The sequence below is a fragment of the Dactylosporangium sp. NPDC049525 genome (assembly GCF_040676755.1).
GTDB lineage: Bacteria > Actinomycetota > Actinomycetes > Mycobacteriales > Micromonosporaceae > Dactylosporangium.
On sequence record NZ_JBFAPO010000015.1, the window covers coordinates 36,682 to 59,273 of the forward strand.

Annotated in this window: 20 protein-coding genes and 2 pseudogenes; 8 read left to right on the forward strand and 14 right to left on the reverse strand. The window is 69.6% G+C overall.

Annotated features, from left to right (window positions below; translation table 11 throughout):
• Positions 1-5: 5 nt before the first annotated feature.
• The 4 genes from AB0K00_RS22315 to AB0K00_RS22330 all read left to right on the forward strand — a co-directional run bounded on the left by AB0K00_RS22315 (position 6) and on the right by AB0K00_RS22330 (position 6,213).
• Positions 6-1,715, forward strand: a complete 1,710-nt coding sequence (locus AB0K00_RS22315; protein WP_363523411.1) for a PHP domain-containing protein — start codon at positions 6-8, stop codon at positions 1,713-1,715.
• Positions 1,716-1,842: 127 nt separating this feature from the next.
• Entirely contained in the window at positions 1,843-3,636 is a 1,794-nt protein-coding gene (gene aspS, locus AB0K00_RS22320) for an aspartate--tRNA ligase (RefSeq protein ID WP_363523543.1), read from the forward strand.
• Positions 3,637-3,780: 144 nt separating this feature from the next.
• Positions 3,781-4,809: a glycosyltransferase gene (locus tag AB0K00_RS22325; RefSeq protein WP_363523412.1), complete on the forward strand. Its 1,029-nt coding sequence runs from the start codon at positions 3,781-3,783 to the stop codon at positions 4,807-4,809.
• A 267-nt stretch (positions 4,810-5,076) separates the two neighbouring features.
• Positions 5,077-6,213: a CapA family protein gene (locus AB0K00_RS22330; RefSeq protein ID WP_363523413.1), complete on the forward strand. Its 1,137-nt coding sequence runs from the start codon at positions 5,077-5,079 to the stop codon at positions 6,211-6,213.
• A 122-nt stretch (positions 6,214-6,335) separates the two neighbouring features.
• Here AB0K00_RS22330 and AB0K00_RS22335 read toward each other — a convergent pair.
• Positions 6,336-6,458: pseudogene (locus AB0K00_RS22335) on the reverse strand (DDE-type integrase/transposase/recombinase); the annotation flags it as partial.
• A gap of 250 nt (positions 6,459-6,708) precedes the next feature.
• Between AB0K00_RS22335 and fucP the strand changes: the two are divergent.
• Both fucP and AB0K00_RS22345 read left to right on the forward strand, forming a co-directional pair.
• Positions 6,709-8,082, forward strand: a complete 1,374-nt coding sequence (fucP, locus tag AB0K00_RS22340) for an L-fucose:H+ symporter permease (RefSeq protein ID WP_363523414.1) — start codon at positions 6,709-6,711, stop codon at positions 8,080-8,082.
• A gap of 88 nt (positions 8,083-8,170) precedes the next feature.
• Entirely contained in the window at positions 8,171-9,478 is a 1,308-nt protein-coding gene (locus tag AB0K00_RS22345) for an ABC transporter substrate-binding protein (protein WP_363523415.1), read from the forward strand.
• 392 nt (positions 9,479-9,870) lie between these two features.
• Here AB0K00_RS22345 and AB0K00_RS22350 read toward each other — a convergent pair whose 3' ends face one another.
• Complete coding sequence (locus AB0K00_RS22350) at positions 9,871-11,130, reverse strand: CU044_5270 family protein (RefSeq protein ID WP_363523416.1); 1,260 nt, start codon at positions 11,128-11,130, stop codon at positions 9,871-9,873.
• Between the two features lie 8 nt (positions 11,131-11,138).
• Positions 11,139-12,194, reverse strand: a complete 1,056-nt coding sequence (locus tag AB0K00_RS22355) for a sigma-70 family RNA polymerase sigma factor (RefSeq protein ID WP_363523417.1) — start codon at positions 12,192-12,194, stop codon at positions 11,139-11,141.
• Between AB0K00_RS22355 and AB0K00_RS22360 the strand changes: the two genes are divergently transcribed.
• Both AB0K00_RS22360 and AB0K00_RS22365 read left to right on the forward strand, forming a co-directional pair.
• A complete protein-coding gene (locus AB0K00_RS22360; protein WP_363523418.1) occupies positions 12,159-12,401 on the forward strand; it encodes a hypothetical protein in 243 nt (80 codons plus the stop codon). The two genes, AB0K00_RS22355 and AB0K00_RS22360, sit on opposite strands and share 36 nt — an antisense overlap.
• Before the next feature lie 169 nt (positions 12,402-12,570).
• Positions 12,571-13,305 (forward strand): SDR family oxidoreductase, encoded by a 735-nt coding sequence (locus tag AB0K00_RS22365; protein ID WP_363523419.1) that lies wholly within the window; start codon positions 12,571-12,573, stop codon positions 13,303-13,305.
• Here the strand turns inward: AB0K00_RS22365 and AB0K00_RS22370 are convergent.
• The 11 genes and pseudogenes from AB0K00_RS22370 to AB0K00_RS22420 form a co-directional block, all read right to left on the reverse strand.
• Positions 13,302-13,469, reverse strand: coding sequence for a hypothetical protein (locus AB0K00_RS22370; protein ID WP_363523420.1), 168 nt, complete (start codon positions 13,467-13,469; stop codon positions 13,302-13,304). The genes AB0K00_RS22365 and AB0K00_RS22370 overlap by 4 nt on opposite strands.
• Positions 13,455-13,577 (reverse strand): annotated as a pseudogene (locus AB0K00_RS22375) (transcriptional regulator); the annotation flags it as partial. The gene AB0K00_RS22370 and the pseudogene AB0K00_RS22375, both read right to left, overlap by 15 nt.
• An 18-nt stretch (positions 13,578-13,595) precedes the next feature.
• Positions 13,596-14,537, reverse strand: a complete 942-nt coding sequence (locus AB0K00_RS22380) for an SDR family oxidoreductase (protein WP_363523421.1) — start codon at positions 14,535-14,537, stop codon at positions 13,596-13,598.
• A gap of 54 nt (positions 14,538-14,591) precedes the next feature.
• The gene (locus AB0K00_RS22385) at positions 14,592-14,948 is read right to left on the reverse strand and encodes a siderophore-interacting protein (protein WP_363523422.1); all 357 of its coding nucleotides are present in this window, start codon (positions 14,946-14,948) and stop codon (positions 14,592-14,594) included.
• Positions 14,932-16,320 carry an NAD(P)/FAD-dependent oxidoreductase gene (locus AB0K00_RS22390; RefSeq protein ID WP_363523423.1) on the reverse strand — a complete coding sequence of 463 codons (1,389 nt, stop codon included), beginning with the start codon at positions 16,318-16,320 and terminating at the stop codon, positions 14,932-14,934. The genes AB0K00_RS22385 and AB0K00_RS22390 overlap by 17 nt, the downstream gene beginning before the upstream one ends.
• 44 nt (positions 16,321-16,364) lie before the next feature.
• The gene (locus AB0K00_RS22395; RefSeq protein ID WP_363523424.1) at positions 16,365-17,240 is read right to left on the reverse strand and encodes a sigma-70 family RNA polymerase sigma factor; all 876 of its coding nucleotides are present in this window, start codon (positions 17,238-17,240) and stop codon (positions 16,365-16,367) included.
• A 217-nt stretch (positions 17,241-17,457) separates the two neighbouring features.
• Positions 17,458-18,033, reverse strand: a complete 576-nt coding sequence (locus AB0K00_RS22400) for an ATP/GTP-binding protein (protein ID WP_363523425.1) — start codon at positions 18,031-18,033, stop codon at positions 17,458-17,460.
• Positions 18,020-18,469 (reverse strand): DUF742 domain-containing protein, encoded by a 450-nt coding sequence (locus tag AB0K00_RS22405; RefSeq protein WP_363523426.1) that lies wholly within the window; start codon positions 18,467-18,469, stop codon positions 18,020-18,022. The genes AB0K00_RS22400 and AB0K00_RS22405 overlap by 14 nt, the downstream gene beginning before the upstream one ends.
• Entirely contained in the window at positions 18,466-18,948 is a 483-nt protein-coding gene (locus AB0K00_RS22410; protein WP_354790776.1) for a roadblock/LC7 domain-containing protein, read from the reverse strand. The genes AB0K00_RS22405 and AB0K00_RS22410 overlap by 4 nt, the downstream gene beginning before the upstream one ends.
• Positions 18,945-21,473, reverse strand: coding sequence for a nitrate- and nitrite sensing domain-containing protein (locus AB0K00_RS22415; protein WP_363523427.1), 2,529 nt, complete (start codon positions 21,471-21,473; stop codon positions 18,945-18,947). Before AB0K00_RS22415 ends, AB0K00_RS22410 begins: the two co-directional genes overlap by 4 nt.
• Positions 21,463-22,557, reverse strand: a complete 1,095-nt coding sequence (locus AB0K00_RS22420; RefSeq protein WP_363523428.1) for a hypothetical protein — start codon at positions 22,555-22,557, stop codon at positions 21,463-21,465. Before AB0K00_RS22420 ends, AB0K00_RS22415 begins: the two co-directional genes overlap by 11 nt.
• Positions 22,558-22,592: the final 35 nt, after the last annotated feature.

The window sequence follows — 22,592 nt, forward strand, 5'->3', positions numbered from 1 at the left end:
CTCCCATGGGCCACGGCCACCCCCACCATCACCACCACGACGCGCCACTCGGCGGCGGCGACGGCGCCCTGCCGGCCGCGCTCGACGGCGCCGTGCCGGACAGTGAACTGTCCCCGGCCGACCTGTCCAGGCGCGGGTTCCTGCGCGGCGCCGGCCTGCTCGGCGCCGGCGCGGCGGCCGGGGCGAGCCTGCTGCCGGGAGCCGCGCACGCGCACACCGCCGAGGACGTGGACCGGCACGGCAACACCCGGCGGCACGGCTCCGGGTACACCTGGCTGGCCGGCGACCACCACATCCACACGCAATTCAGCGGCGACGGGATGTACCGGGTGAGCGACCACGTCCGGCACGCCTCCGCGTACGGGCTGGACTGGATGGTCATCACCGACCACGGTGGCCCCCAGCACGCGAAGATCGGCGTGGACAAGGTGAACCCGCAGATCCGGGCGGCCCGCGACGCGTACCGCGACATGCTGGTCTTCCAGGGCCTGGAGTGGAACATCCCGATGGCCGAGCACGGCACCGTCTTCGTGCTGCCGGGCGCCAACGAGGTCCCGGTGCTGAAGGAGTTCGAGAACAGCTTCGACGGCACGGCGGTCGGCGCGGTCGACCCGTCGCTGGTCACCGAGGCCCTCGCCATCGCCGGCGTGCGGTTCCTGGCCCGGGCCGTGGACCAGCGGCTCATCGGCGACGCGCTGTTCGTCGCCAACCACCCGGCCCGCCGGGGGCTCGACTCGCCGCACGAGTTGCGGGACTGGCGTGACGCCGCGCCACGGATCGCCGTCGGCTTCGAGGCCGCGCCGGGGCACCAGGCGGCTGGCATCCCGAAGCCCAGCGGCTTGGGCGGCTCGCGCGGCGGCTACGACAAGGTGCCCAGCTCCGCGTCGTTCCCCGGGTACCCGCTGGACAGCTACCGCACCTACGGCGGCTTCGACTGGATGACCAGCACCGTCGGCGGGATGTGGGACAGCCTGCTGTCGGAGGGCAGGCCGTGGTGGATCACGGCGAACTCCGACTCGCACGTCGTGTACGGCGAGACGGCGACCCGCCCCGCTACCGGCGACTTCGGCAACAACGGCCACCACGACGACCCGGTGTACGGTCAGCCGACCCTGCTCACCGCCGACGACTTCTGGCCTGGGTACTACACCCGCACCCACGTCGGCGCGCGCGGCTTCGGCTACGCCGCGGTGATGGAGGGCATCCGGGCCGGCCGGGTCTGGGTCGACCATGGCGGGTTGATCAGCGACCTCGACGTCCAGCTGCGGCAGCACGGCACCCGGGGCGGCGTCACGCTCGGCGACACCCTCGTGGTGCACCGCGGCGCCCGGGTGGAGCTGGTCATCCGCATCGAGCTGGCCAACACGCCGAACTGGGCCAACTTCGTGCCAGCACTGGCCCGCGTCGACGTCATCCGCGGCGAGGTGACCGGGCCGGTGGCGGACCGCGACACGTTCCTCGCGCCGAAGACGAAGGTGGTCACGTCGTTCGCGGTCGGCCGGTCGACCGGCAGCGTCACGCTCACCTACGACCTCGGCCCGATCGAGACCGCCGGGTACGTGCGGCTGCGCGGTACCGACGGCAGGCGCTCCGCGCCCGGCCTGCTCGGCGCGGCGGTCGATCCGGCCGGCCCCGCTCCGGACGTGGCGGGCGACGCCGACCCATGGCAGGACCTGTGGTTCTACGCCAACCCCATCTGGGTCGCACCCCGGTGACCCGATACCTGCCGCCCGGTCCGGGCAGAATCAATGGAAAACCCTTCATGACCGGCCCATGTACGATATTCCGGGCCATGTCGCGAAGGATGAATGGCGCCCTCACATGAAGATGAGTTGGATGGCGATGCATCGTTATCGGTCACACACCTGCGGTCAGCTCCGAAAGGCGGACGCGGGACTGGACGCCCGGGTTTCCGGATGGCTACACAATCGGCGCAATCTCGGCGGTGTTCTCTTCGTCGATCTGCGCGACCATTACGGCATCGTGCAGCTGGTGGCGCGCCCCGGCAGCGACGCGTTTGAATCGCTCAGCAATGTTCCGAAGGAAACGGTCGTCTGCGTTTCCGGTGCGGTGCTGGCGCGCAGCTCGGAGAACGTCAACCCCAACCAGCCGACGGGTGAGATCGAGATCCTCGCGGACACCGTCGAGGTCCTCGGGTCAGCCGGCCCGCTGCCGTTCAGCGTCTTCCCCGAGGACCCGGTGTCCGAGGAGAAGCGGCTGACGCACCGGTTCCTGGACCTGCGCCGCGGCCAGATGCACCGCAACATCATGCTGCGGTCCGCGGTCATCCGCAGCCTGCGGACGCGGATGCTCGACCTGGGCTTCACCGAGTTCCAGACGCCGATCCTGTCGGCGACCAGCCCGGAGGGCGCCCGCGACTACCTGGTGCCGTCCCGGGTCTATCCGGGCCGGTTCTACGCACTGCCGCAGGCGCCGCAGCAGTTCAAGCAGCTCATGATGGTGGCCGGATTCGACCGGTACTTCCAGATCGCGCCGTGCTTCCGCGACGAGGACAGCCGGGCCGACCGGTCGCCGGGCGAGTTCTACCAGCTCGACATCGAGATGAGCTTCGTCGAGCAGAGCGACGTCTTCGAGACCGTGGAGTCGGTCATCACCGACGTGTTCCGCGAGTTCGCCCCACACCGGGAGACCACGTCGCCGTATCCGCACATCACCTACCGCGACGCACTGCTGCGGTACGGCACCGACAAGCCGGACCTGCGGGCGCACCTCGAGCTCGCCGACGTCTCCGACGTGTTCGCCACCAGCGAGTTCCGGGCGTTCGCCGGCCGGCACGTGCGTGCCCTGGCCGTGCCGGACACCGCCGGGCAGCCGCGGTCGTTCTTCGACCAGATGGAGGCCCTCGCCGTCGCGCGGGGGGCCAAGGGACTGGCCTGGGTCCGGTTCGACGACGACGGCAAGGTCACCGGGCCGATCGCCAAGTTCCTCGCCGACGACGAGGTCCAGGCGCTCGGCGGCGCGGTCAAGGCAACCGGGGGAACGGCGGTGTTCCTCAACGCCGGCGACCCCGCAGAGGTCTCCAAGATCATGTCCGAGGTACGGGTCCAGGCGTCCAAGCGCACCGGCCGGTTCGACGAGGACGCCTTCCGCTTCTGCTGGATCGTCGACTTCCCCATGTACGAGATGGACGACGACGGCCGCATCGAGTTCAGCCACAACCCGTTCTCGATGCCGCAGGGTGGCCTCGAGGCACTGCGGACCAAGGACCCGCTGGACATCCTCGCCTGGCAGTACGACATCGTCTGCAACGGCATCGAGCTGTCCTCCGGCGCGATCCGCAACCACAGCCCCGAGGTCATGTTCAAGGCGTTCGAGATCGCCGGCTACCCGGCCGAGCGCGTCGAGCAGGAGTTCGGCGGGATGCTGCGGGCGTTCCAACTCGGCGCGCCGCCACACGGCGGGATCGCGCCCGGTGTGGACCGCATCGTCATGCTCCTCGCCGACGAGCCCAACATCCGCGAGGTCATCGCGTTCCCCCTCAACCAGAACGCACAGGACCTCCTCATGGGCGCGCCCACGGAGATCTCCGCCGAGCGCCTGGCCGAGCTGCACCTGAAGATCGACCGGAAGCCGCCGCGGCCGGCCGGGACACCGGGCGCCACCAACCCCGCATAACCGGCGCCACCATCCGACGACCGGCGGCTCAGCCCCGTATTACGAGCCGCCGGTCGTGCTTCCGGCCGTTTCTGACGTCGTTGCTGCGGACGCAGTTCCTGCACAATTTCCTGCCGTTTCCGCATTCACCTCAGGGACTATCTTTTGTCTTCGATCTCCGTCGTCATGCCCACCTGCGGGAAGCCCGGATATCTCGCCTACACGCTCGCATCCCTGAGCGTGCAGACCGATCGGAATTTCCAGCTGATCGTCGTCGACGACGACGACGGGACCAGCCGGGCGACCGTCCAGCAGTACCGCGCCGATGTGCACCTGGTCTATCTGTCGCAGAAGAATGCCGGCCGTTCGGCGGCCCGGAACACCGGGATCGGCGCCGCCGACGGCGACCACGTACTGTTCCTGGACGACGACCGGATCGCCGCCCCCGACCTCGTCGCCCAGCACCACTCCGCACAGCGGCACTCCAGCGGCGTGGTGATCGGCTGGAAATCGCGCTGCCTCACCAGCTGGCGCCGCGACGCCCTGCCCATGCAGGAGTCGGACTTCCTGCAGCTCGCCACCCGGCATCCGGCGATCGCGGCCCGCATGGCGGTCGAGGACTTCGACCTCATCACGCCCGCCGACATCCACACCGATCACGCGGCGGCGCTCGACATCGCGGGGCTCGGCGACGACGGCGACAACTACCCGCAGATCGTGCGCCGGTACGGCACCAGGTTGACCGGCTTCCGGCTGCCGTGGGTCCTCGGCACCACAGCCAACCTGTCCGTCCCCCGCGCCCTGCTGGAGGACGTCGGGGGCTTCGACGAGCAGTACCACGGCTGGGGCATGGAAGACACCGATCTCAGCTACCGCCTGCACCGCGCCGGCGCCCCCTTCCGGGTGGAGCCGTCCGCGGTGAACTGGCACCAGATCCACCCGCTCGGCCCCGGCCCGCTCCGCCGCGACCTCCGCCGGCGCGAGACCGACCTGACCCGCAACCTGGCCCGCTTCTGCGACCGGCACCGCACGGTCGAGACCTATCTCTACTGGCGCAAGTGGAAGTCGAAGCTCAGCCTCGAGGCCGCTAGCGACCTCCTCGACGTCCTGGACCGCGCCGGCAGCGACACCTGGCGGGCCGAACTGCTGGACACGTACGCGACCCTCGTCGCCACCGACCTCGCCGCGCCCTGAAATGCCGCCGAACATCCGCCCATACTGTCCGGCCTCCCCAGTCACCGACGCGCTCGCCCGCGGCGCGCACACAGCACGGCAGGCCGGACTTCAGGCGAGGATTCGCTGGCGACGCCCGTGGCCGCATCCCGTAATCAGCTGTAAGCCGCGGACGGGACGCTCGGGTGGTAAGCCGAGTGGATTCACGCCGAAATGGGTCGCCGAGCGGCCGGCTTCGGTCACAGTCTCGCCATGCGGAGAACGCTCGCTGCCCTGCTCTGCCTCGCCTTGGTCATCGCGACGGCAGGGGTGTCTATCGACCCCGGCCGGCAGGCGTCCGACGCAGGCTGGACGGCTCCCACAGATCAATCGACGATGGCGCTCATCGCGGCCCCCGCCCGCCCGACCACGCTCAGCGTCGTAGCGGCCGGAGATCTGTTCGTGCAGCCTGCCCTGACCGCTCAGGCCGCCGCCGACGCGCGCACCGCCGGCAAGCCCGGCCATGACTTCACACAGATCCTCGCCCCGCTCACCCCGATCGTTCGGGAGGCGGATCTCGCGGTCTGTCACATCGAGCAACCCCTCGCCAAGCCGGAGGGGCCGTTCACCGGATGGCCGATCTTCAGCGCGCCACCGCAGCTCGCCGACGCCGCGGCCGACAGTGGCTTCGACACCTGCTCCACCGCCTCGAACCACACGCTGGACTACGGCGAGGAGGGCGTGCATCGCACGCTCGACAACCTCGATCGGGTAGCACTGCGGCACAGCGGATCGGCGCGCACGGCGGAGGAGGCCGCCACGCCCAACGTCTTCGACGTGCGCGGTGTGAAGATCGCTCAACTGGCATACACCTTCAGCTTCAACGGCATCCAACGGCCGGCGGGCAAGCCGTGGATCGCCAACCTCATCGACGTTCAAAAGATCCGCGCTGAGGCGCACGCAGCCAGACAGGCCGGCGCGGAGATCGTCATCCTGTCGATGCACTGGGGAACGGAGTACCAGAACCAGCCCGACCAAGGCCAGACCGGCCTCGCCGCACAACTGCTCGCCGACCCCGACATCGATCTGATCATCGGCATGCACGTACACGTCGTACAGCCCTTCGAGAAGATCGGCGACAAATGGGTGGCCTACGGCCTAGGCAACCTGCTCGTTCGTTTCGCGGACGGGTCACAGGAGAACACCCAGGACTCGGTCGTCCCCCGGTTCACGTTCACTGAGATCGCGCCCAGCAAGTGGCAGGTCACCGACGTCGCCGTGCACGCCTTCTTCATGAGGTACTACCCGCAGCCCCGCCTGGTCGACGTCGCGGCGGCGACGAAGAACGCTACGCCCGGCGCCGACTACGCCGGCATCCTCCGGCGCATCACCGGCTACGTGAACATGCGGGGCGCCGAGGCCGACGGGCTGCGAACAGTGCGCTGAGCGCAACCCAGGCTGTGGGCTCGTAAGGGCGCTGTTGCGTTTGCCGATCGGAGGGTGCGTTTGAGCGAGTGCGGCCGGGTCTTCAGATAGCGGTAGCAAGCTCGGTGAACGCCGCGGCGACGCCTGCGCGCCGCCGCAGCGTCCCGGCGGACGGAGACGAGCACATCGATGACCTGGCCATCCTGGTCCACGGCCCGGTACACGTACCGCCACACACCACTGACCTTCACATACGTCTCATCGACACACAGGGCTGGACGCCGGCGGTTCGAGAACTTCACCGGTCAAGCCTGCCTGACCAGGGCAACGCTGAACGAAACGGACCCGCGGGCGGGATCAGGGCGATTTCCAGGGGTTTGCGCCCCGCGGGGTGACGCAACTGTGCAAGCTTGCCTACATGCCAGGTCGTGCCCGTGCCGTGCGGGGTGGGTTGCGGCACGCAGGTGGCACGCTCACCGGTACGCGCGAGTCACGGAAGGAGCGCCGACGGCCAGCATGGCGCCGCCATTAGCGGATGAAGACGAGCGGGGACAGCGGGGGCCACTGCTTGGCCGCGGGATGCTACTGCTCTTCATAGCTCTGGTCGGCTGTTTCACCGCTTGGGGCATAGCGCAGGACCTGACCACGCCGATGGTGGCGGGCTTCAAGCGCATCTTCGAGATGAGCACCTTCCAGGCGTCGCTCGTCCAGTTGGCGTACTTCGGCGCATACTTCCTGTTGGCGCTCCCTGCGGCCTTTATCAACCAGCGCTTCGGTTACAAGACGGGAATCCTTACCGGACTGGGGCTGGCGGCGCTGGGTGCCTTCCTCTTCTATCCGGCGAGCAAGATCATGACGTACGAGGCGTTCCTAGTGGCCTTGTTTGCGATGGCCGCCGGCTGCTCGATCCTGGAGACCTCCGCGAACCCGTTCGTCATGTCGCTCGGCCCGGAAGAGACGGCGACCCGACGGCTGAACTTCGCCCAGGCATTCAATCCGGTGGGGACGAACATCGGTGTGCTGCTAGCTTCGACGCTCATCCTGCCCAAACTCGCGGACCCGGTGGACATCTCGTCGCTGAGCCCGGCCCAGCTGCACGTCATCCGCGCCGGCGAGCTCGGCGCCGTCATGGGCCCTTATCTGGGGCTGGCCTTCCTCCTGTTAGTCATCGCCGTCGCCATCGCGGTTCAGAAGGCGCCGCCGATCGTCGAGGAGTTCCCCGATGCTGGCCCGCACACCGGCGGCACCGGCCAACTCTTCGGCGTGCTGTGGCGCAGCAAGCGGTACCGCTTCGGGGTCATCGCCCAGTTTGCGAACGTCGCGGCTCAGGTGTGCACCTGGACGTTCCTGATCCAGTATGTGCAGCAGGCACAGGGCGGCAGCCTGCAGAAGGGCGGCTTCTACCTTCAGGTCAGCTTGCTCGTCTTCCTTGGATCACGCTTCCTGATGACGTGGGTGATCGGTCGCGTGCGCGCCACCAAGGTGCTCGCCGTGCTGGCCTTGCTGGCGGTGGTGCTCTGCGTGTTCGCGATATTGAATCCCAACCTCGCCGGGGTCCTCGCCGTGGTCGCGCTGTCCTTCTGCCTGTCGCTCATGTTCCCGACGATCTACGGCGTTGCCCTCGAAGGGCTCGGGCCAGCGACCAAGTTCGGCGCCGCCGGCCTCGTGATGGCGATCGTGGGCGGCGCGATCATGCCGCTGGTACAGGGCAAGCTCGTGGACAAGACGAGCGCGGCGATCTCCTTTGTCGTCCCAGCGGCCTGCTTCGCCGTCGTCGGGCTCTACGCCCTCTACGACCTCAGGGCCGCGCCCGGTTCCGTCCGCAGGAGCACTGCGTCGAGCCAGCCCGGGGACGCCGGGCCGAGCACCGTCACCGGGGGCGCGGCATGAGACACCCGCTGCCAACGGTTGCCGAGGGCGCGCAGGGCGGCGTGGTGGCTGCCGCCGGCGGCGACCTTGACGTCGTAGGAGGCTCCCGATGACGAAGGAAGGTAATGCCGTCAGCCGCCGGCGCCGCGCGGTCGCGGCAGTCGTGGTCATGGTGCTCGCCGTGGCCGGCTGCGGCGCGCAGAAGCCGACGAGCGCCACGACGGACACCAAGCAGCTCGAGGTCGTGTCGTGGTGGACCTCGGGGTCGGAGGCCGCCGCATTGAACGTCCTCTTGTCCGCCATGCACCAGACGAATCCGAATGTCGACGTTGTCAACGCCGCGGTCACAGGCGGCGCCGGGTCACAGGCGGTCGTGGCACTGGCGAAGCGGCTACAGGAGGGCAACCCACCCGACGCCTGGCAGACCTTCGCGGGCAAGTCCGTGCAAGGCTACGCCGACCGCGGCGTCATCCGTGACGTCACGTCGGTCTTCACCGGCAGTGACCTCCACACGACAATGCAGCCGACCATCCTGCGTTCGCTCATGCACGGCGGCAAGCCGTATGGGGTGCCGACGGGTGCCCATCGCAGCAACATGCTGTGGCTCAACGCCGAGCTACTCCACCGAGCCGGCGTCCCGCTGCCCTCCGGCGACTACACCCTCGCCGTCTTCCTGGACGGCCTGCAGAAGGTCAAGGCGTCCGGGGCCATCCCCCTGTGTCTCGGCGGCAAGGACCGGTTCACCACCGTCGAGCTGTTCGAGAACGTGCTACTCAGCACGATCGGGGTGAAGGGCTGGCAGGACATGGCCGGCGACCGCCTCAATTGGCGCAGCGCGCAGGTGCGGGCGGCGCTGCGGACCTTCGGCGACATCCTCGCCTACGCCGATCCCGAGGCCGGGACGTTGACCTGGGACGCGGCGACAAAGAAGCTCGCCACCGGTGGTTGCGCCTTCGAGTCCCTGAACGACTCGGCGTACGGCGAGCTGGTCGCCGACGGCGCGCAGGAGGGCAAGGACTTCGGAGCTGTGGCGTTTCCCGGCACCGGCGACAGCTTCCTCGCGGTTGTCGACGTCTTCGTGGCCGCGACCAGGGCCAAGAACGCCAAGAACGCCCTTGCCTTCCTCGGCGACATCAGCAAGCCGTCGACCCAGATTCCGTTCAGCAAGGCGAAGGGGTCGGTACCGGTGCTCCGGAACATCGACATTTCGTCCCTGTCCGACTACCAGCGAGATGCCTCGAAGAGCCTCTGGGGCTCATCGGTGCTGCTTTCGGTCGCCCACGGCGAGGCCATGAGCCCGGAGTTCCAGGAGGGCTTCTATGACGCCGTGTCGACCTACGTGCGGACCCGCGATCCGGACGCCTTCGCCCGGGATCTCGAAAACGCGGTCACCAAGGACAAGATTCCGCCACGCTGACGCGGCGCCAGGCATGGCGGGCGGGGTGCCGGCCGGGTACACCTGCGCCGCGTCAGTGACGACCTCTGCGGGTGTCACCTTCAAGGGGTCCAACAGCGATCTGCTCGACCAGGCATCCACGTCGGGAAATGGAAAGAGGATCTCCGCAGGTAGTCCTACCTGCGGAGAGCCTCCACGTCTTGCCGTCGTCGTACGAAACCTCGACCGTCAGCGTGGTCAGGTTCCCGTACGTGGCACCGGCCTGCTGCTGAACGGTGACCGGATACTTCGCCGTGCCAGTACGAGCCGGGTTGTGATCGTCGAGCGTGGCGCGAACCGCACGGCCAACGCGGGCAGCACCGTGGCGTCCACTCTGGACGATGCAAACATCCACGCCACCGACAGCCGCATGGTCAGCAGGCCCTCGCACTGTGTTTGACGATGGAGGGCATGTTCACAGCCGGCGGCTCGTCGTTCGTCCAGCGCATCTCCGTCACGGCCCGGTAGCTGAACAGCGCGCCCTTCGGCACCCACGACAGGTAGTCGGCCGGCTTGAGCACCCGGGTCTCGAACGAGAGCGTGTCCCCGGTGTCGGGGCTGAACACGATGCTCACCGCGTAGGGCCCACCCGAGTCGGCGCGCTGCTCCTCCACCGTGTCGTTGCTGGTGATGGAGACGGCGACGCCGTTGCGTCCCTCGCCGTCCTTCACCGCGCCGAGCGACGTCACGCCGGGCATCCCGGCGAGCACCTTGTATGCGGCGGCGCGGACCTGCGGCGTGATGGGGTTGAAGAACAGCAGGTTCTGCACGCCGGCGAAGAGCGACTCGCCGAGTTCCACGTCGGTCTTGTGCGGCATGTTCTGCTTCTGGATGACGCCGATCAGCCACTGCTTCAGCGCGGCCGGGTCGGACGGCAATGCGCGGATCTGGTCCGCCGTCAGGTACTCACCGAGGACCCGGAACTGGGACGGCTCCTTGACGGGTGTGAGCTTGCCGTTGCCGGCGTTCCCAGCACCGTCGCCGGACCTGGAGACCCGGCTGGTCCTGGCGGCGTCGACGGTGTAGCTCTCGTTCGGGTCCGGCGGGCAGCCCGGCCTCTGGTCGATCGGCCAACTGCTCGGCGACCCGGCCTTCTTCCAGGCCGCCTGGTCCGCGTCGGAGGCGGGCTCCGCTCCGGCCCAGCGGGACTCGAACACGTTGAAGCTGTCCTGGTTCGAGTACCACTGGCTGTTGGAGTAGTGGCCCATGATGGCGTATTCGGCGCCCTTTTGACCGACCTGTATGAGCTGGCCCTCCTCCCAGGTGGACAGCCAGTACTTGCCCGAGCCGGGGTCGGTCTGGTGCAGCGTCTGCTCGGCCGCGGTGAGCAACAGCTCCTGCGCCGACCGGTTGTCCGGCTTGAGCGGCCCGGTGTTCGGCGTGCGGGTTGGCCCGGGGCGGCTGCGGGCGCCGGGCGGAGCGGGAGAGTCCGGGCTCAGGACGTGCGCGCCGACCACGATCCCGGTCGACACGGCGAGCACACCCGCCGCGACGGGCAGCAGGAGCCGTACCCGCCAGCGCGACGCGGGTTTGGCGTAGATCTGGCGTCCCAGACGGCGTCGCGCCTCGTTCACCGTCTCCACCGACGGCGGGCTCACCGGCCTGGCGCCGGCGAGCAGTTCAAGTTCGTCCATGGAGACCGTCACCTTTCGATCGGGTTGATGTTGTCCAGGGCGACGCGCAGCCGCTTCCTGGCGCGATGCAGCCGGGACCCGACCGTGCCCACCGGAATGCCGAGCGCCGACGCGACCTCGTCGTGCGACAGCTCGCCCCAGACGACGAGCAGCACCACGTCGCGGTCGCCGGGCTGCAGATCCGCCAGCGCGGCAACGAGCCCGTCCCGGGCCGCTGCCGCCGACACACGGGAGTCGGCACGGTCCACGTCACCCGAGTACGCGGGCTGCGCCGCCACCCGCGTGTGTGCCCGGTAGCCGCGCTCCTCAATACGCCGATGCTCGCGGACGAGGTTCGTCGCGATCCCGTACAGCCAGGCGCGAACCGTCCCACGCCTCGGGTCGAAACGGTCCCGCTGCCGGAATGCGACGAGGAACGTCTCGGCCGCCACGTCGTCGCCACCCGCGCCGCCGAGCCGTCGCGACGCGTACCCGTGCAGTGCCGTGAAGTACCGGTCGAACAGCGTCGAGAAGCTCTCCGGATCGGAAAGCGACCGCGCCAGCAACTCGGCGTCGTCCCCCTCCACTGCCACCTTCGAACCCATCCGGCTCCCTTCTTCGGTCATACCCTTCATGTCCTGATTGACGGCGCAGGAAATGATCTTCACGGTGTACTGGCATCGGCAGCTGACCGCCCGACACTGGACGTATCCGCACGCACGGCCCGGCCAGCCATTTATCGACCGGGCACCAGCAGCACGTCCCTGCCCTCGGATGATCACGGTTTGGAGCACGAAGTATGCGATGGCCGCGGCGAGCAGGTTCAGGCCGTACATGACGACCGGGGTCGGCTCGAACCTCGACTCGTCCATCCAGGCCGTCGTGAACGGCAGCAGCGACAAGCAGAACAGCAGTGCCAGGTTCGCCCACAGCACGCCGCCGCTGACCTGCAGTACCAGATGGAACATGTGACACCTCGCCGGCGTGTCACACGTCGCCGGGCTGCCCTGTCTTGACTGGTACTCACCCGCGTACCGCATGGAGGAAAGATGAGCTTCCCCGCCAGCGACGACGCCTTCCTGCACAGGCTCGAGCGCAACGTCAGGGCAGAGTTGACGGAGGCCGAGACCAGCCCGCCCGAGGACGCCCTCGCAGTACCGATCGACGAGTGGATGTTCGATCCGGCGGATGCCCAGCGCGAGGAAGCGGGCCTCCGCAGCCTTCTCGGCGCAGTCGAGGCCCTGAAAGACGGCTCACGGCCCGCCGAGCTGGACGGCGACCGAGATGCCTGAGAGCGGCAGCCACGTGGCCGCCCGCTCGCATTGTCTCGGCCTGGTGCGCGCCGCCTGCTCACCTTCAGTACACCCCGAAGTATTTGACGACCGCGAGTCACAACCGGCGGTGCCGTCCGGTCATAGCTGACGCAGACAGGTAAACCCCGCAACAGAGGGAGTGAAAGACATGAAGATCGCCGTGCTGGGTGGTACCGGGCTCATCGGGTCGCAGGTCGTCAAGATCCTGCAGGCCGAGGGGCACGAGGCGGTGCCGCTGTCCCCGTCGAACGGCGTGGACCTGCTCACCGGCGAGGGCCTCGACACCGGACTCAAGGGCGCCGACGTCGTGCTGAATCTGACCAACTCGCCGACCTTCGACGAGGCATCGGCCGACTTCTTCCGCACGACGATGGACAACCTGCTGGCGGCCGCGCAGCGCGAGGGCGTCGGCCACGCCGTGATCCTCTCGATCGTCGGCGTCGACCGGGTGCCGGACCTCGCCTACTACCGCGCCAAGGCGCTGCAGGAGGAGATCCTGAAGGCCGGCCCGGTGCCGTACTCGATCGTCCGCGCCACTCAGTTCTTCGAGTTCGTCGACGCGATCCTCTCCTGGACCACGGACGGCGACACGGTGCGGCTGCCCAGCACGCCGGTACAGCCGATGGCGTCGGCCGACGTCGCGAAGGCGGTGGCCGACGTCGCCGTGGGTGCGCCGCTGCAGGGCACCCGGAACGTGGCCGGCCCGGAGGTCTTCACGCTCGACGAGTGGGGCCGCGCCGCGCTGGCCGCCAAGGGCGACCAGCACACGGTCGTCGTCGACCCGACCGCCGGCATGTTCGGCGCGGTGTCCGGCGACGTCCTGATCGCCCCGGAGGGCGCAGTCCTCGCGAAGACCACCTACCGCGACTGGCTGACCCGCTAGGCGCCGTGATCGGCGGCCGGCGCCTCGTCGAGGTGCTGGCCGCCGATCACTTTCAGAAGCTCAAGTTTCTCGTTGCTCTCGCTGCCGGGCTGCGCGGTGTAGACGACCGGTTGCTGCGACTGGTCCGGATCGATCAGCCGCTGGCAATGCAGGTCGGAGAGCACCGCGACCTCTTCGCGGCGTAGGCCGTGCGTGCGCCTCCGCCGCCCGCGGGGCAGCCCGACATCCTCCGGTTGCAGGGCTTCACGACGGGTGCGCAGGTACTCGGCCAGCCCGGGCGCGGTCCATGCTCACACCGCCGCGAACTCGACACCGGCGAGACGCTGCGAGACATCCCACAACCTGGCGGCCCCGGCCTCGTCGCGTGCCGGACGGTAGAGGTCCAGCTCGGCCGGACCGCCGGTGAACTGGCCGAACCCGTCCGGGCCGTAGAAGTGGCCACCCTCCGCCTCGGGGCTGGTGGCCGCGTACAGGGCCGGAAGCAGGCCCCGGTCGACGCCCTGGACCAGCAGGCCCCAGCTCGCCAGGCGCTTCATGACGGCCTCGATAGGCGAGGGCTTCTCCCGGCCCATGTTGGGGCCGGCGGCATACAGGCCGGTCAGGGTCGTGCCCGGGTGGGCGGCGTTGCTGACGATTCCCCACCCAGCCGCTCTCGAACGCCGGTCAAGCTCGAGCGCGAACATCAGGTTCGCGAGCTTCGACTGGTTGTACGCGCGGACCGGCGCGTACGCCCGCTCGCTCTGCAGGTCCTCCCAGTTCAGCTTGGCGTGCCGCGCCGCGCTGCTGGTCATGGTCGTCACCCGGGCCCCGCCTGCGCTCAGTAGCGCCAGCAGCCGGCCGGTGAGCGCGAAGTGCCCGATGTGGTTGGTCCCGAACTGGAGCTCGAGGCCGTCGGCGGTGGTGTGCCGCGTGGCCGGCGTCATCAGCCCGGCATTGTTGATCAGGATGTGGATCGGCCGCCCCTCGGCGTTCAGGGTGTCCCCCAGCGCCTCCACCGACTTCAGCGAGGCCAGGTCGAGTTCGTGGAGCGACACGTCGGCACCGGGCACCTCGGCGCGGATGCGGGTCAGTGCGGCCTCGCCCTTGGCCTCGTCGCGGACCGGCAGGAGAATCTCGGCGCCGGCCGCGGCCAGGTGGGTCGCCAGGCCGAGGCCGAGGCCGCTGCTCGCTCCAGTCACCACGGCGAGCCGTCCGGTCAGATCAATGGAGTTCTGCATGGTCACCTTCTTCATGCCTCAACGTTGACGCCGCTGCTCGTTCGCAACCATGTCCTGCCAGTACAAGGCTCAGTTGCGGTGCCAGCCCCGCAGCTTCGCGGGATTCAGGACGACCCAGAGGGCCGTGGCCCGCTCCTCGCCGCAGCTGACGGCGATCACGGCCACGGCGGTGCCGGACCGGCGGATCACCAGGCTGGCACGCCCGTTGACGCTCTCGATCGTCAGGTCGGCTCCGGGCAGCAGAGCAACGAGCAGCCGGGCGACCTTGGCTGCTCCCTGCACGGGACGGATCGGGGCCGGTACGCGGCCGCCGCTGTCGCACACGGCAACGGCGTCCGGATCGAGGACGGCCTCGATCGCGATGACCTCGCCCGTTCGGCAGGCAGCGGCGAGCCGGCGTACGACCTCGTCATGGACGCGGGGCATCGCCTGCCAGCACACTCGCCTCCGCAGCACCCGCCCGTTGAGTGGGTGCGGGTACGTGTGGGCCGGCACCGGACAGGAACGCCTCCCGGGGGTGCTGCACCGATGCGAGGGAGACGATGTCGCGGCCGAACGGCACGGCGGTCGCCCAGACCGCGAACACCCGGAACTTCCGCTCCCAGGTGGGCACCGCCAGCACGTGGTAGCCGCGGTGCATCAGCCAGGCCGGGAAGCCCTTGATGACCAGGCGGTGAAACTGGAAGATGCCGCGGCCGAGGCCCAGCGTGGCGACCACGCCGAGGCTGTGGTGCAGGTACGGCTTCGGCTCCCTCCCATGCAGGGTGGCGATCAGGTTCTTGGCCAGCAGCTTGCCCTGCCGCACCGCGTGCTGGGCGTTGGGCACCGTCGCCGCGCCGGGCTGCTCCGCGCCGAGGTCGGGGACGGCCGCGTCGTCGCCGGCGCCCCACGCGTCCGGCACCGGCGCCTCGTCGGTGCCGACCCGCAGGTCGGGCCGGACCATGAGCAGCCCGCGCTGGTCGATGGGCAGGTCGGTGTGGTTGTGCACCATCGGGTTCGCGGCGTTGCCGACGGTCCAGACGATCAGCTCGGAGTCGAACTCCTCGCCGGTGGACAGCACCACGTGGCCGTCGATCGCGGAGAGCAGCTGGGCGTTCAGGTGCACGTGCCCGCCGCGCTTCTCCAGCGAGCGCACCACCCATTCGCCCGGCTTGTCGGTCACCTCGGGCAGGATCCGGCCGCGCGCCTCCACCAGGTGGAAGCTCAGCTCGGCTGGGCTCAGCTCGGGGTAGCGTCGCACCAGCCCCTTGGCCAGCGCCAGCAGCTCGCCGAAGCCCTCGACACCGGAGAAGCCGCCGCCGACGAACGTGACGGTGAGCAGCTTCCGGCGCAGCGGGCCGGGCGGGAGCCCGGCGGCCTGGTCGAAGGCGGTCAGCAGCCGGTCGCGGATCGCGACGGCCTCCTCGACGTGCTTCATGCCGATCGCGTGCTCGGCCACGCCCGGGATCGCGAGGGTACGGGTCACCGCGCCCGCGGTCACGACGATGATGTCGTATCCCAGTTGGTAGGAGTCTCCCACCGCGGGGTGCACGGTGACGGTCTTGCGCGCGTGGTCGATCCTGGTGACCCGCCCGGCGATGACCTCGGTCTTCTTCAGGTGCCGGCGCAGCGAGACGGCGGCGTGCCGTGCCTCGACCGAGCCGGCCACCACCTCGGGCAGGAACGGCTGATAGGTCATGTACGGCCGGGGGTCGACGACGATCACGCGCGCCTCGCCCCGGCGGAGCTTCTTCTCCAGCTTCCAGGCCGTGTAGAAGCCGGCGTACCCGCCGCCGACGATCAGGATCGTGCGCACCATGGACCCCTGTCTCTCGCTGTCAGCAGCTATGACAGGGCAGGCGCCTACTTTGTGACAGCGGCAAATGCTGCGATCTTGTCAAGATTCATCATCCACAGCACCTGGTCGATACCGGTCTCGGAGGCGGTGATCGTGACCATGCCGAGCGGCGTGTTGCCGCGGCGCATGACCGCGCTGGTCTGCCCGTTCGTCGTAACCCACTGCACGTCCACCCCCTCCCAGTACCAGGCGGAGAACGCCGCGATGTATTTCGCCACGCGGGCCGCGCCCACGACCGCCTTGCGGGAGACCTGACGCGCGCCGTTGCCGTCGGAGACGCTCGCCACCTCGGCCGCGAACAGCTTCTCCAGCGTCTCGAGATCGCCGGTGCGGGCGGCATCGAGGAAGGTCGCCAGCAGCTGCCGCTGCGCGGTCGCCGGCACCGGAATCTTGCGCTCGCCGGCGATGTGCTTGCGCGCCCGGCTGACGAGCTGGCGTGCGCCCGGCTCGGTGGACTGCAGGATCATGGCGATCTGCGTGTACGGGTAGTCGAACGCCTCCCGCAGCACGTACGCCGCCCGCTCATGCGGCGTGAGCTTCTCCATCAGCGTCAGGACCGCGAGCTCCAGCGCCTCCCCGCGCTCGGCGCCCAGGAACGGGTCCGCGCTGGTGTCGACCGGCTCCGGCAGCCAAGGCCCGATGTACGTCTCGCGGCGCACCCGGGCCGACTGCAACTCGTTGATGGCCAGCCGCGTCGTGGTCGTCGCCAGAAACGCCCCCGGATTGTTCACCACGCTGCGGTCCGTCGTCTGCCAGCGCAGCCAGACGTCCTGCACCAGATCCTCGGCCTCGCTGACGCTGCCGAGCATGCGATACGCGATCCCGAACAAGCGTGGACGCACGCCCGTGAAGATCGACGCCGCCTCGTCGAGATCCCCCACCGCTACCTGTTCCCCCAAGGTCGTTCGCGACTCCCAGGCTAGCCGCTGTCACAGATTCGGAACCTGCCCTGTCTCGGCTTACGACAGCACGTCATCACCGAGAGAACGGGGGCACACCACCGAGCACGTCCTGGAGCCGAAGGCGCGGGAGATCGACTACAGCATCCTAGGCTGCTAGGTCAAAGCGGTGCTTGAGCTGGCTGTGATCGGCATAAGGCTATGAACGGGAATTGCTGACGGCCCGGTCCAGGGCCCGGTCGAGAACCACGAGCAGCGCGTCGCGCACCGACAGGCGGTCGCGGGCGTCGAACGCGATCACCGGCACGTGGTCGGCGACGGCGAGTGCCCACCGGACGCTCTCCAGGTCGTTGGCAAGCGCGCCGTCAAAGGCGTTGACCGCCACCACGAACGGCAGCCCCGATTGCTCGAAGTAGTCCACGGCCGGGTAGCAGTCGTCGAGGCGGGAGCTGTCCACGACGACGAGCGCGCCGAGGGCGCCATGGGCGAGATCGTCCCACATGAACCCGAAGCGTGCTTGACCAGGCGTGCCGAACAGGTACAGCTTGAGCGCGCGGTCGATCGTCACGCAGCCGAAGTCCATCGCGACGGTGGTGGTGACCTTGTTGACGCGGTGCCCGGCGTTGTCGATGCCGACCCCCGCGGAGGTCATCTCGGCCTCGGTGGTCAGGGGAGGAATCTCGGAGATCGCGCCGACCGTCGTGGTCTTGCCCACGCCGAAGCCACCGGCGACAACGATCTTGACCGGTACGGGTGCTGCGTCAGGAGATCGCACGGAGTCCATGGATTACTCGCAAAATGACGTCGGGACTGTGGACGGGGTCGACCTCGAGCTGGTGGATGTCCAGATATCCGGCGGCGCACAGGTCGCCGACGAGGATCTTGGTCACGCCGAGATGCAGGTGGGCCTGAGCGGAGATCTCGGCAACCGACACCGGGGAAACACAGGTGGTGAGGATCGCCTGGAGCTCGGTCGGCATGAACCGCACGTCCGACGGCGCCCCCGGCCGGATCGTCACCTGCGTCTCCAGGTTCACCGCCGGGTCGTCGCCCTGCACCCGCCCGGCCGTCAGGACGTACGGCCGCAGGTTGTCCGGTGCGCGGTGCGCAGGGCGGTCCCACGCTGCCGGCGGAGCCGGTGAGACCGGCGCGACCGGTGAACGCAGATACGGCCGGATGCCGGGCGGCTCCTGCCCGGGCGGCACGGTCACCGCAGGACCGCGTTCTTCAACTCGGCGATGAGCTGCGGGGTGAGCGCCGCGCCGGCCCGGCTGGCGAAGAGCGTCATCTCGTAGGCCACCGTGCTCAGGTTGGCCGAGCGGGTCGCGATGACACCGAGGACCGACCCGGCGCTGATGGAGGTGATCAACAGGTAGCCGTCGACCATGTCGACGATGACCCGGTTGAGCCCGCCGAGGGTGTACCAGGCGGAAGCGCCGCTGGCGAGGCTGGTCATCCCGGAGACGACGGCGGCCAGGCGCTCCGCGTTGGCCCGCTCCTTCGAGGCCGACGTAGCCATCAGCAGGCCGTCCGAGGACACCGCGATGGCCTCCACCACGCCGGCGGTGCCGGACGTGAACGAATCGAGCAGCCAGTTGAAGGTCTGCACCTCCGTGCTCATCGGTGCGGCGTTGAGCGTCCCACCAGAGGTTTGGCGGTGCGTGCTGTCCTGGATGAACGGACTCGTCATTGTGATGATCCTTCTGATCTGAGCTCGCGCAGTGCGCGCAGGACGCCGGATTCGAACTGCTCGACAAGGTTCCATGCACTGTCGGGATCGTGGGACGACTGGCTCTCCACCAGGTGGAGCCCTGGTCTCGGGATGGCACCGGGGTCCTGCAACGTGGCACCCGGCACCCGTCTGCTCAGGTTCCGGCCGGCGGTGGCCGGCCGCACCGGCGTTGACTGAAACTGCGGCGTTGGCTGCAGTGGCGGCGTTGGCGGGAGCGGTGGCGTCTGGTCGGCCGGGAGTGTTGTGGCGTCGTGCTGCGCTCGGCGTACACCATCCTCCAACGCCTCGACGAGTGCCTGCGCGCTGCTCGGATCGGGAGGAGCCGCCACGAACTGCGCCGCGTTCCTGGCGGCCTGAGTGCCGGCCGACAGCTGCGCCCCCGGCACCCGCCGTCGCAACGCTTGCCCCTGTCGCGATGGTTGCCGCAGCAGCGCGGGGATCTCAGCGGTGGCGTCGGCATCCAGCGGTGCCACGACAGCGGCGATGGCCGGCGGTGACGCGACGGCGGCGAGCGTGCGCGGCGCGGCGAACGCGTTCCACGGCTGCCGGCCGTCGATCGAGTGGGTGGCCCGGGTGAGTGCGCCGATGTCGATGACCGAGGCGATCATCTCCCGCGATTGCGGCTCCGGCGCGGCCGAACCGTCCAGTAGCTCCCGCCCGACGACGACGGTCGCGGTGACGCCACCGCCGGGCGTGTCGCTCAACGACACCTGCAGCCCGTGCCGACGAGCCAGCCGGCCCACCACGAACAGGCCGAGCACCTCCGTCGGGGCGAGGTCGATGCGCTCGCGGCGCTCCAGCCGGGCGTTCTCGACCGTGAGCCGCTCGGCCGGCATGCCGATGCCGTGATCGACGATCGACACCCGCACGTCGTTCGCGCTCTCGCCGGTGGTGACGGCGACCCGGGTGTGCGGCGGCGAATTGGAGGTCGCGTTCTCCATCAGCTCGGCCAGCATCAGGACCAGGTCGCTGATGACCGCGGGCGCCAACATGATCGTGCCGGTGAGCTGCACGTCGACGCGGTCGTACTCCTCGATCTCGCCGAGCGCCAGGCGGACCGCGTCGGCCAGCGCCAGCGGCGCCAGGTGCGGGTTGGTGCCGGTACCGCCGGACAGGACGACCAGGCTGCTGGCATTGCGGCGCAAGCGGCTGGCGACGTGGTCCAGCCGGTACAGCTGCCGCAGCCGGTTGGGCTCCGTCTCCTCGCGCTCCAGCTGGTCGATGAGGCCGAGCTGCCGGCCGACGAGGTTCTGCGTGCGGCGGCCGACATGACCGAACATCTGCGCGACGTTGCGGCGACTGGCCACCTGCCGCTCGACCAGCTGCGCCGCGGTCTGCTGCACGCGCTCGAAGGTCCGGGCAAGATCGCCGATCTCGTCCCGGCCGCCGACGGTGATCCGCTCCAGGCGTACCGGCTCGGGCGCGGCGGACTCGTCGTCCGCGACCCGGACCAGTTCGTCCTCGGTGACCTGCGCGACGCGGGCGGCGGAGGCGGTCAGCAGGGTCAGCGGCCGCGCGACCGTGCGCGCGATCGCCGTGCTCAGCAGGATGACGAGCAGCAGCAGGACGAGCATGCCGGCGACGAGACCATACGCGGTGGTGGTCTGCCGCCGCTCCAGGTCGGTCATCGTGGCGGTGACGTCGGTGACGATCCGCTTCTCCACGAAGCGGCCGAGCGCGATGTAGGACTCCAGCGACGGGAACAGCGTGGCGACCCGCAGGTCGGCGATCGCCGCGGCCGGGTCGGTCTCGACGCTCTCCACGAAACCGCCGCCGACACGGGAGGCGAACGCGGCCGTGACCAGACCGTACAGATCCACCTGTTCGGGGGTCCCGGAGGCGGTGAACCGGTCCAGGTTCGGCTGCACGGCGGCGGCGTTGGCGGCGTACCTGGCGAGATCACGCTGGGCGCGGGTGGCGACCATGACGGTCATCAGTGCGGCGCCGGCGCTGTTGCCCTCGTCGACCCGCAGCAGCGCGTCCAGCGCCAGGAGCTGCCGGCCCTCTGCGGTGGTCGCGTCGGCCGCGTCCATCAGCCGCAGCGCGTCGATCAGCCGGCCGATGACCGCGGTGAACTGGGTCAGCACCCCCTCGACGTCGGCGGTGCCGGCCACCAGCGAGGCACGCAGCCCGGCGAGCGACTTCACGTCGTCGATCGCTTCCGCCACCTCCGGTGACAGGTCGCCGGCGTAGTCGAGCCTGAGGTTGGTGATCCGGTCGGTGACCGCCGCCGTCTGCAGCAGCAGCCGCGAACGGCCGACCACCTGGACGAGGTACCCAACCGCCATCAGCCGTTCCTGCTGCAGGTCCTGGATGAGCGCGCCGACGTCACCGGCGACCCGGGCGGTCCGCGCGGTGTCCGCCGCCCGGCCGGCCTGCCCGACCCGGTCGACCACGACGACGACCGTGAGCAGCACGATCGCGACCAGCGGGGCGATGAGGAGGACCGCGAGCTTGCCGCGGATGCGAAGCCTAGCGAGCACCGGTCGGCTCCCGGCGCCAGGTGGGGACCACGTCCTCGGCCGGCAGGGAGGGCAGCGGGACGGGTGGGTCCGTGACCGGCCGACGGCGGGGCCGGACGAGCCGCACGGCCAGCGGGATCAGCGCCAGCAGCACCCCCACCGCCAGGGTGACAGCCGCCGTCCGCCGCTGCCGGTCCAGGTCCTCGATCCGGGCGCCGATCAGCAGGTCGAGCTCGTCCAGGATCGTCGCCGCCAGCTCAGACGCGGCCGTCTGGACCTCGTTGCGGACGTCCCGCAGCGCCGCGGTGTTCACCGCGGTCCGCCCGTCGACCGGCACCGTCGTCGCCGTCAGCGTCTCCATGCCGCGCCGGAACCGGTCCAGCCGGCTCAGCAGGTTGCCACTGAGGGTCCGGCTGCTGGTGCCGTCGACCGCGGCCTGCAGGCCGGCGGCGAGGTCGTTGGCAGGGTAGGTCACCGCGTCACGGGCGTTGAGCAGGTTGGCGGCCGTGCCCGCCGGGTCGTTGCGGGGCCGCCCGGCGGCGATGACCGCCAGGTCCATGAACCGGCCGGCGGCCACCACGGCCTCGGGCAACTGCTGCGCCGCGCCTTCCTGCAGGTAGGACGCGTCGACGTCCTGCTCGCGGGTCAGCTGCGAGTTGTCGCGGACCTCCTTGTACAGCGCGAGGAGCATGTCGGTCGCCTCACCGAAGGTGCTGAACGCCGTGGCGGGGTCGACGACGCTCAGCGCCGCCAGCGCCTCGATCTTGGCGCGCAGCCCGGACCATCGCTCGTGGGTGCGCAGGTCCCCGCCGATCCGGGCGTCGACCGAAGCGGTGGCCTCGACCACGCGGGTGATCGTGTCCCGCGGGAACGGGCGTCCCGAGACCGCGGCGGACTGCGCGTCCGTCAGCGCGATCGTGAGCTGACCGAGACTGCGGATGTACTGGATGCCGTTGCGTTCCGACTGGGCGAACCGGGCCCGCTCCCCGACCGAGCCCCAGACCCGGGCGAAGAGGAGCGTAGTCGGCGCCATCAGGGCGAATGCCAGCAGGCAGTGCAGAAGGACGGCGATCGATGAGCGGGACCGCGTCGCGTGTTGTGCCATCGTCGGAGCCTCCGGCTACGTGCCAAGGTGGCGGC

Bases quoted from the DNA above. Each gene is read 5' to 3' on its own strand.
- AB0K00_RS22315 (WP_363523411.1), top strand. From the start codon at position 6: ATGGGCCACGGCCACCCCCACCATCACCACCACGACGCGCCACTCGGC.
- aspS (WP_363523543.1), top strand. From the start codon at position 1,843: ATGCATCGTTATCGGTCACACACCTGCGGTCAGCTCCGAAAGGCGGAC.
- fucP (WP_363523414.1), top strand. From the start codon at position 6,709: ATGGCGCCGCCATTAGCGGATGAAGACGAGCGGGGACAGCGGGGGCCA.
- AB0K00_RS22345 (WP_363523415.1), top strand. From the start codon at position 8,171: ATGACGAAGGAAGGTAATGCCGTCAGCCGCCGGCGCCGCGCGGTCGCG.
- AB0K00_RS22350 (WP_363523416.1), bottom strand. From the start codon at position 11,130: ATGGACGAACTTGAACTGCTCGCCGGCGCCAGGCCGGTGAGCCCGCCG.
- AB0K00_RS22360 (WP_363523418.1), top strand. From the start codon at position 12,159: ATGAGCTTCCCCGCCAGCGACGACGCCTTCCTGCACAGGCTCGAGCGC.
- AB0K00_RS22365 (WP_363523419.1), top strand. From the start codon at position 12,571: ATGAAGATCGCCGTGCTGGGTGGTACCGGGCTCATCGGGTCGCAGGTC.
- AB0K00_RS22380 (WP_363523421.1), bottom strand. From the start codon at position 14,537: ATGAAGAAGGTGACCATGCAGAACTCCATTGATCTGACCGGACGGCTC.
- AB0K00_RS22385 (WP_363523422.1), bottom strand. From the start codon at position 14,948: ATGCCCCGCGTCCATGACGAGGTCGTACGCCGGCTCGCCGCTGCCTGC.
- AB0K00_RS22390 (WP_363523423.1), bottom strand. From the start codon at position 16,320: ATGGTGCGCACGATCCTGATCGTCGGCGGCGGGTACGCCGGCTTCTAC.
- AB0K00_RS22410 (WP_354790776.1), bottom strand. From the start codon at position 18,948: ATGACGAGTCCGTTCATCCAGGACAGCACGCACCGCCAAACCTCTGGT.
- AB0K00_RS22420 (WP_363523428.1), bottom strand. From the start codon at position 22,557: ATGGCACAACACGCGACGCGGTCCCGCTCATCGATCGCCGTCCTTCTG.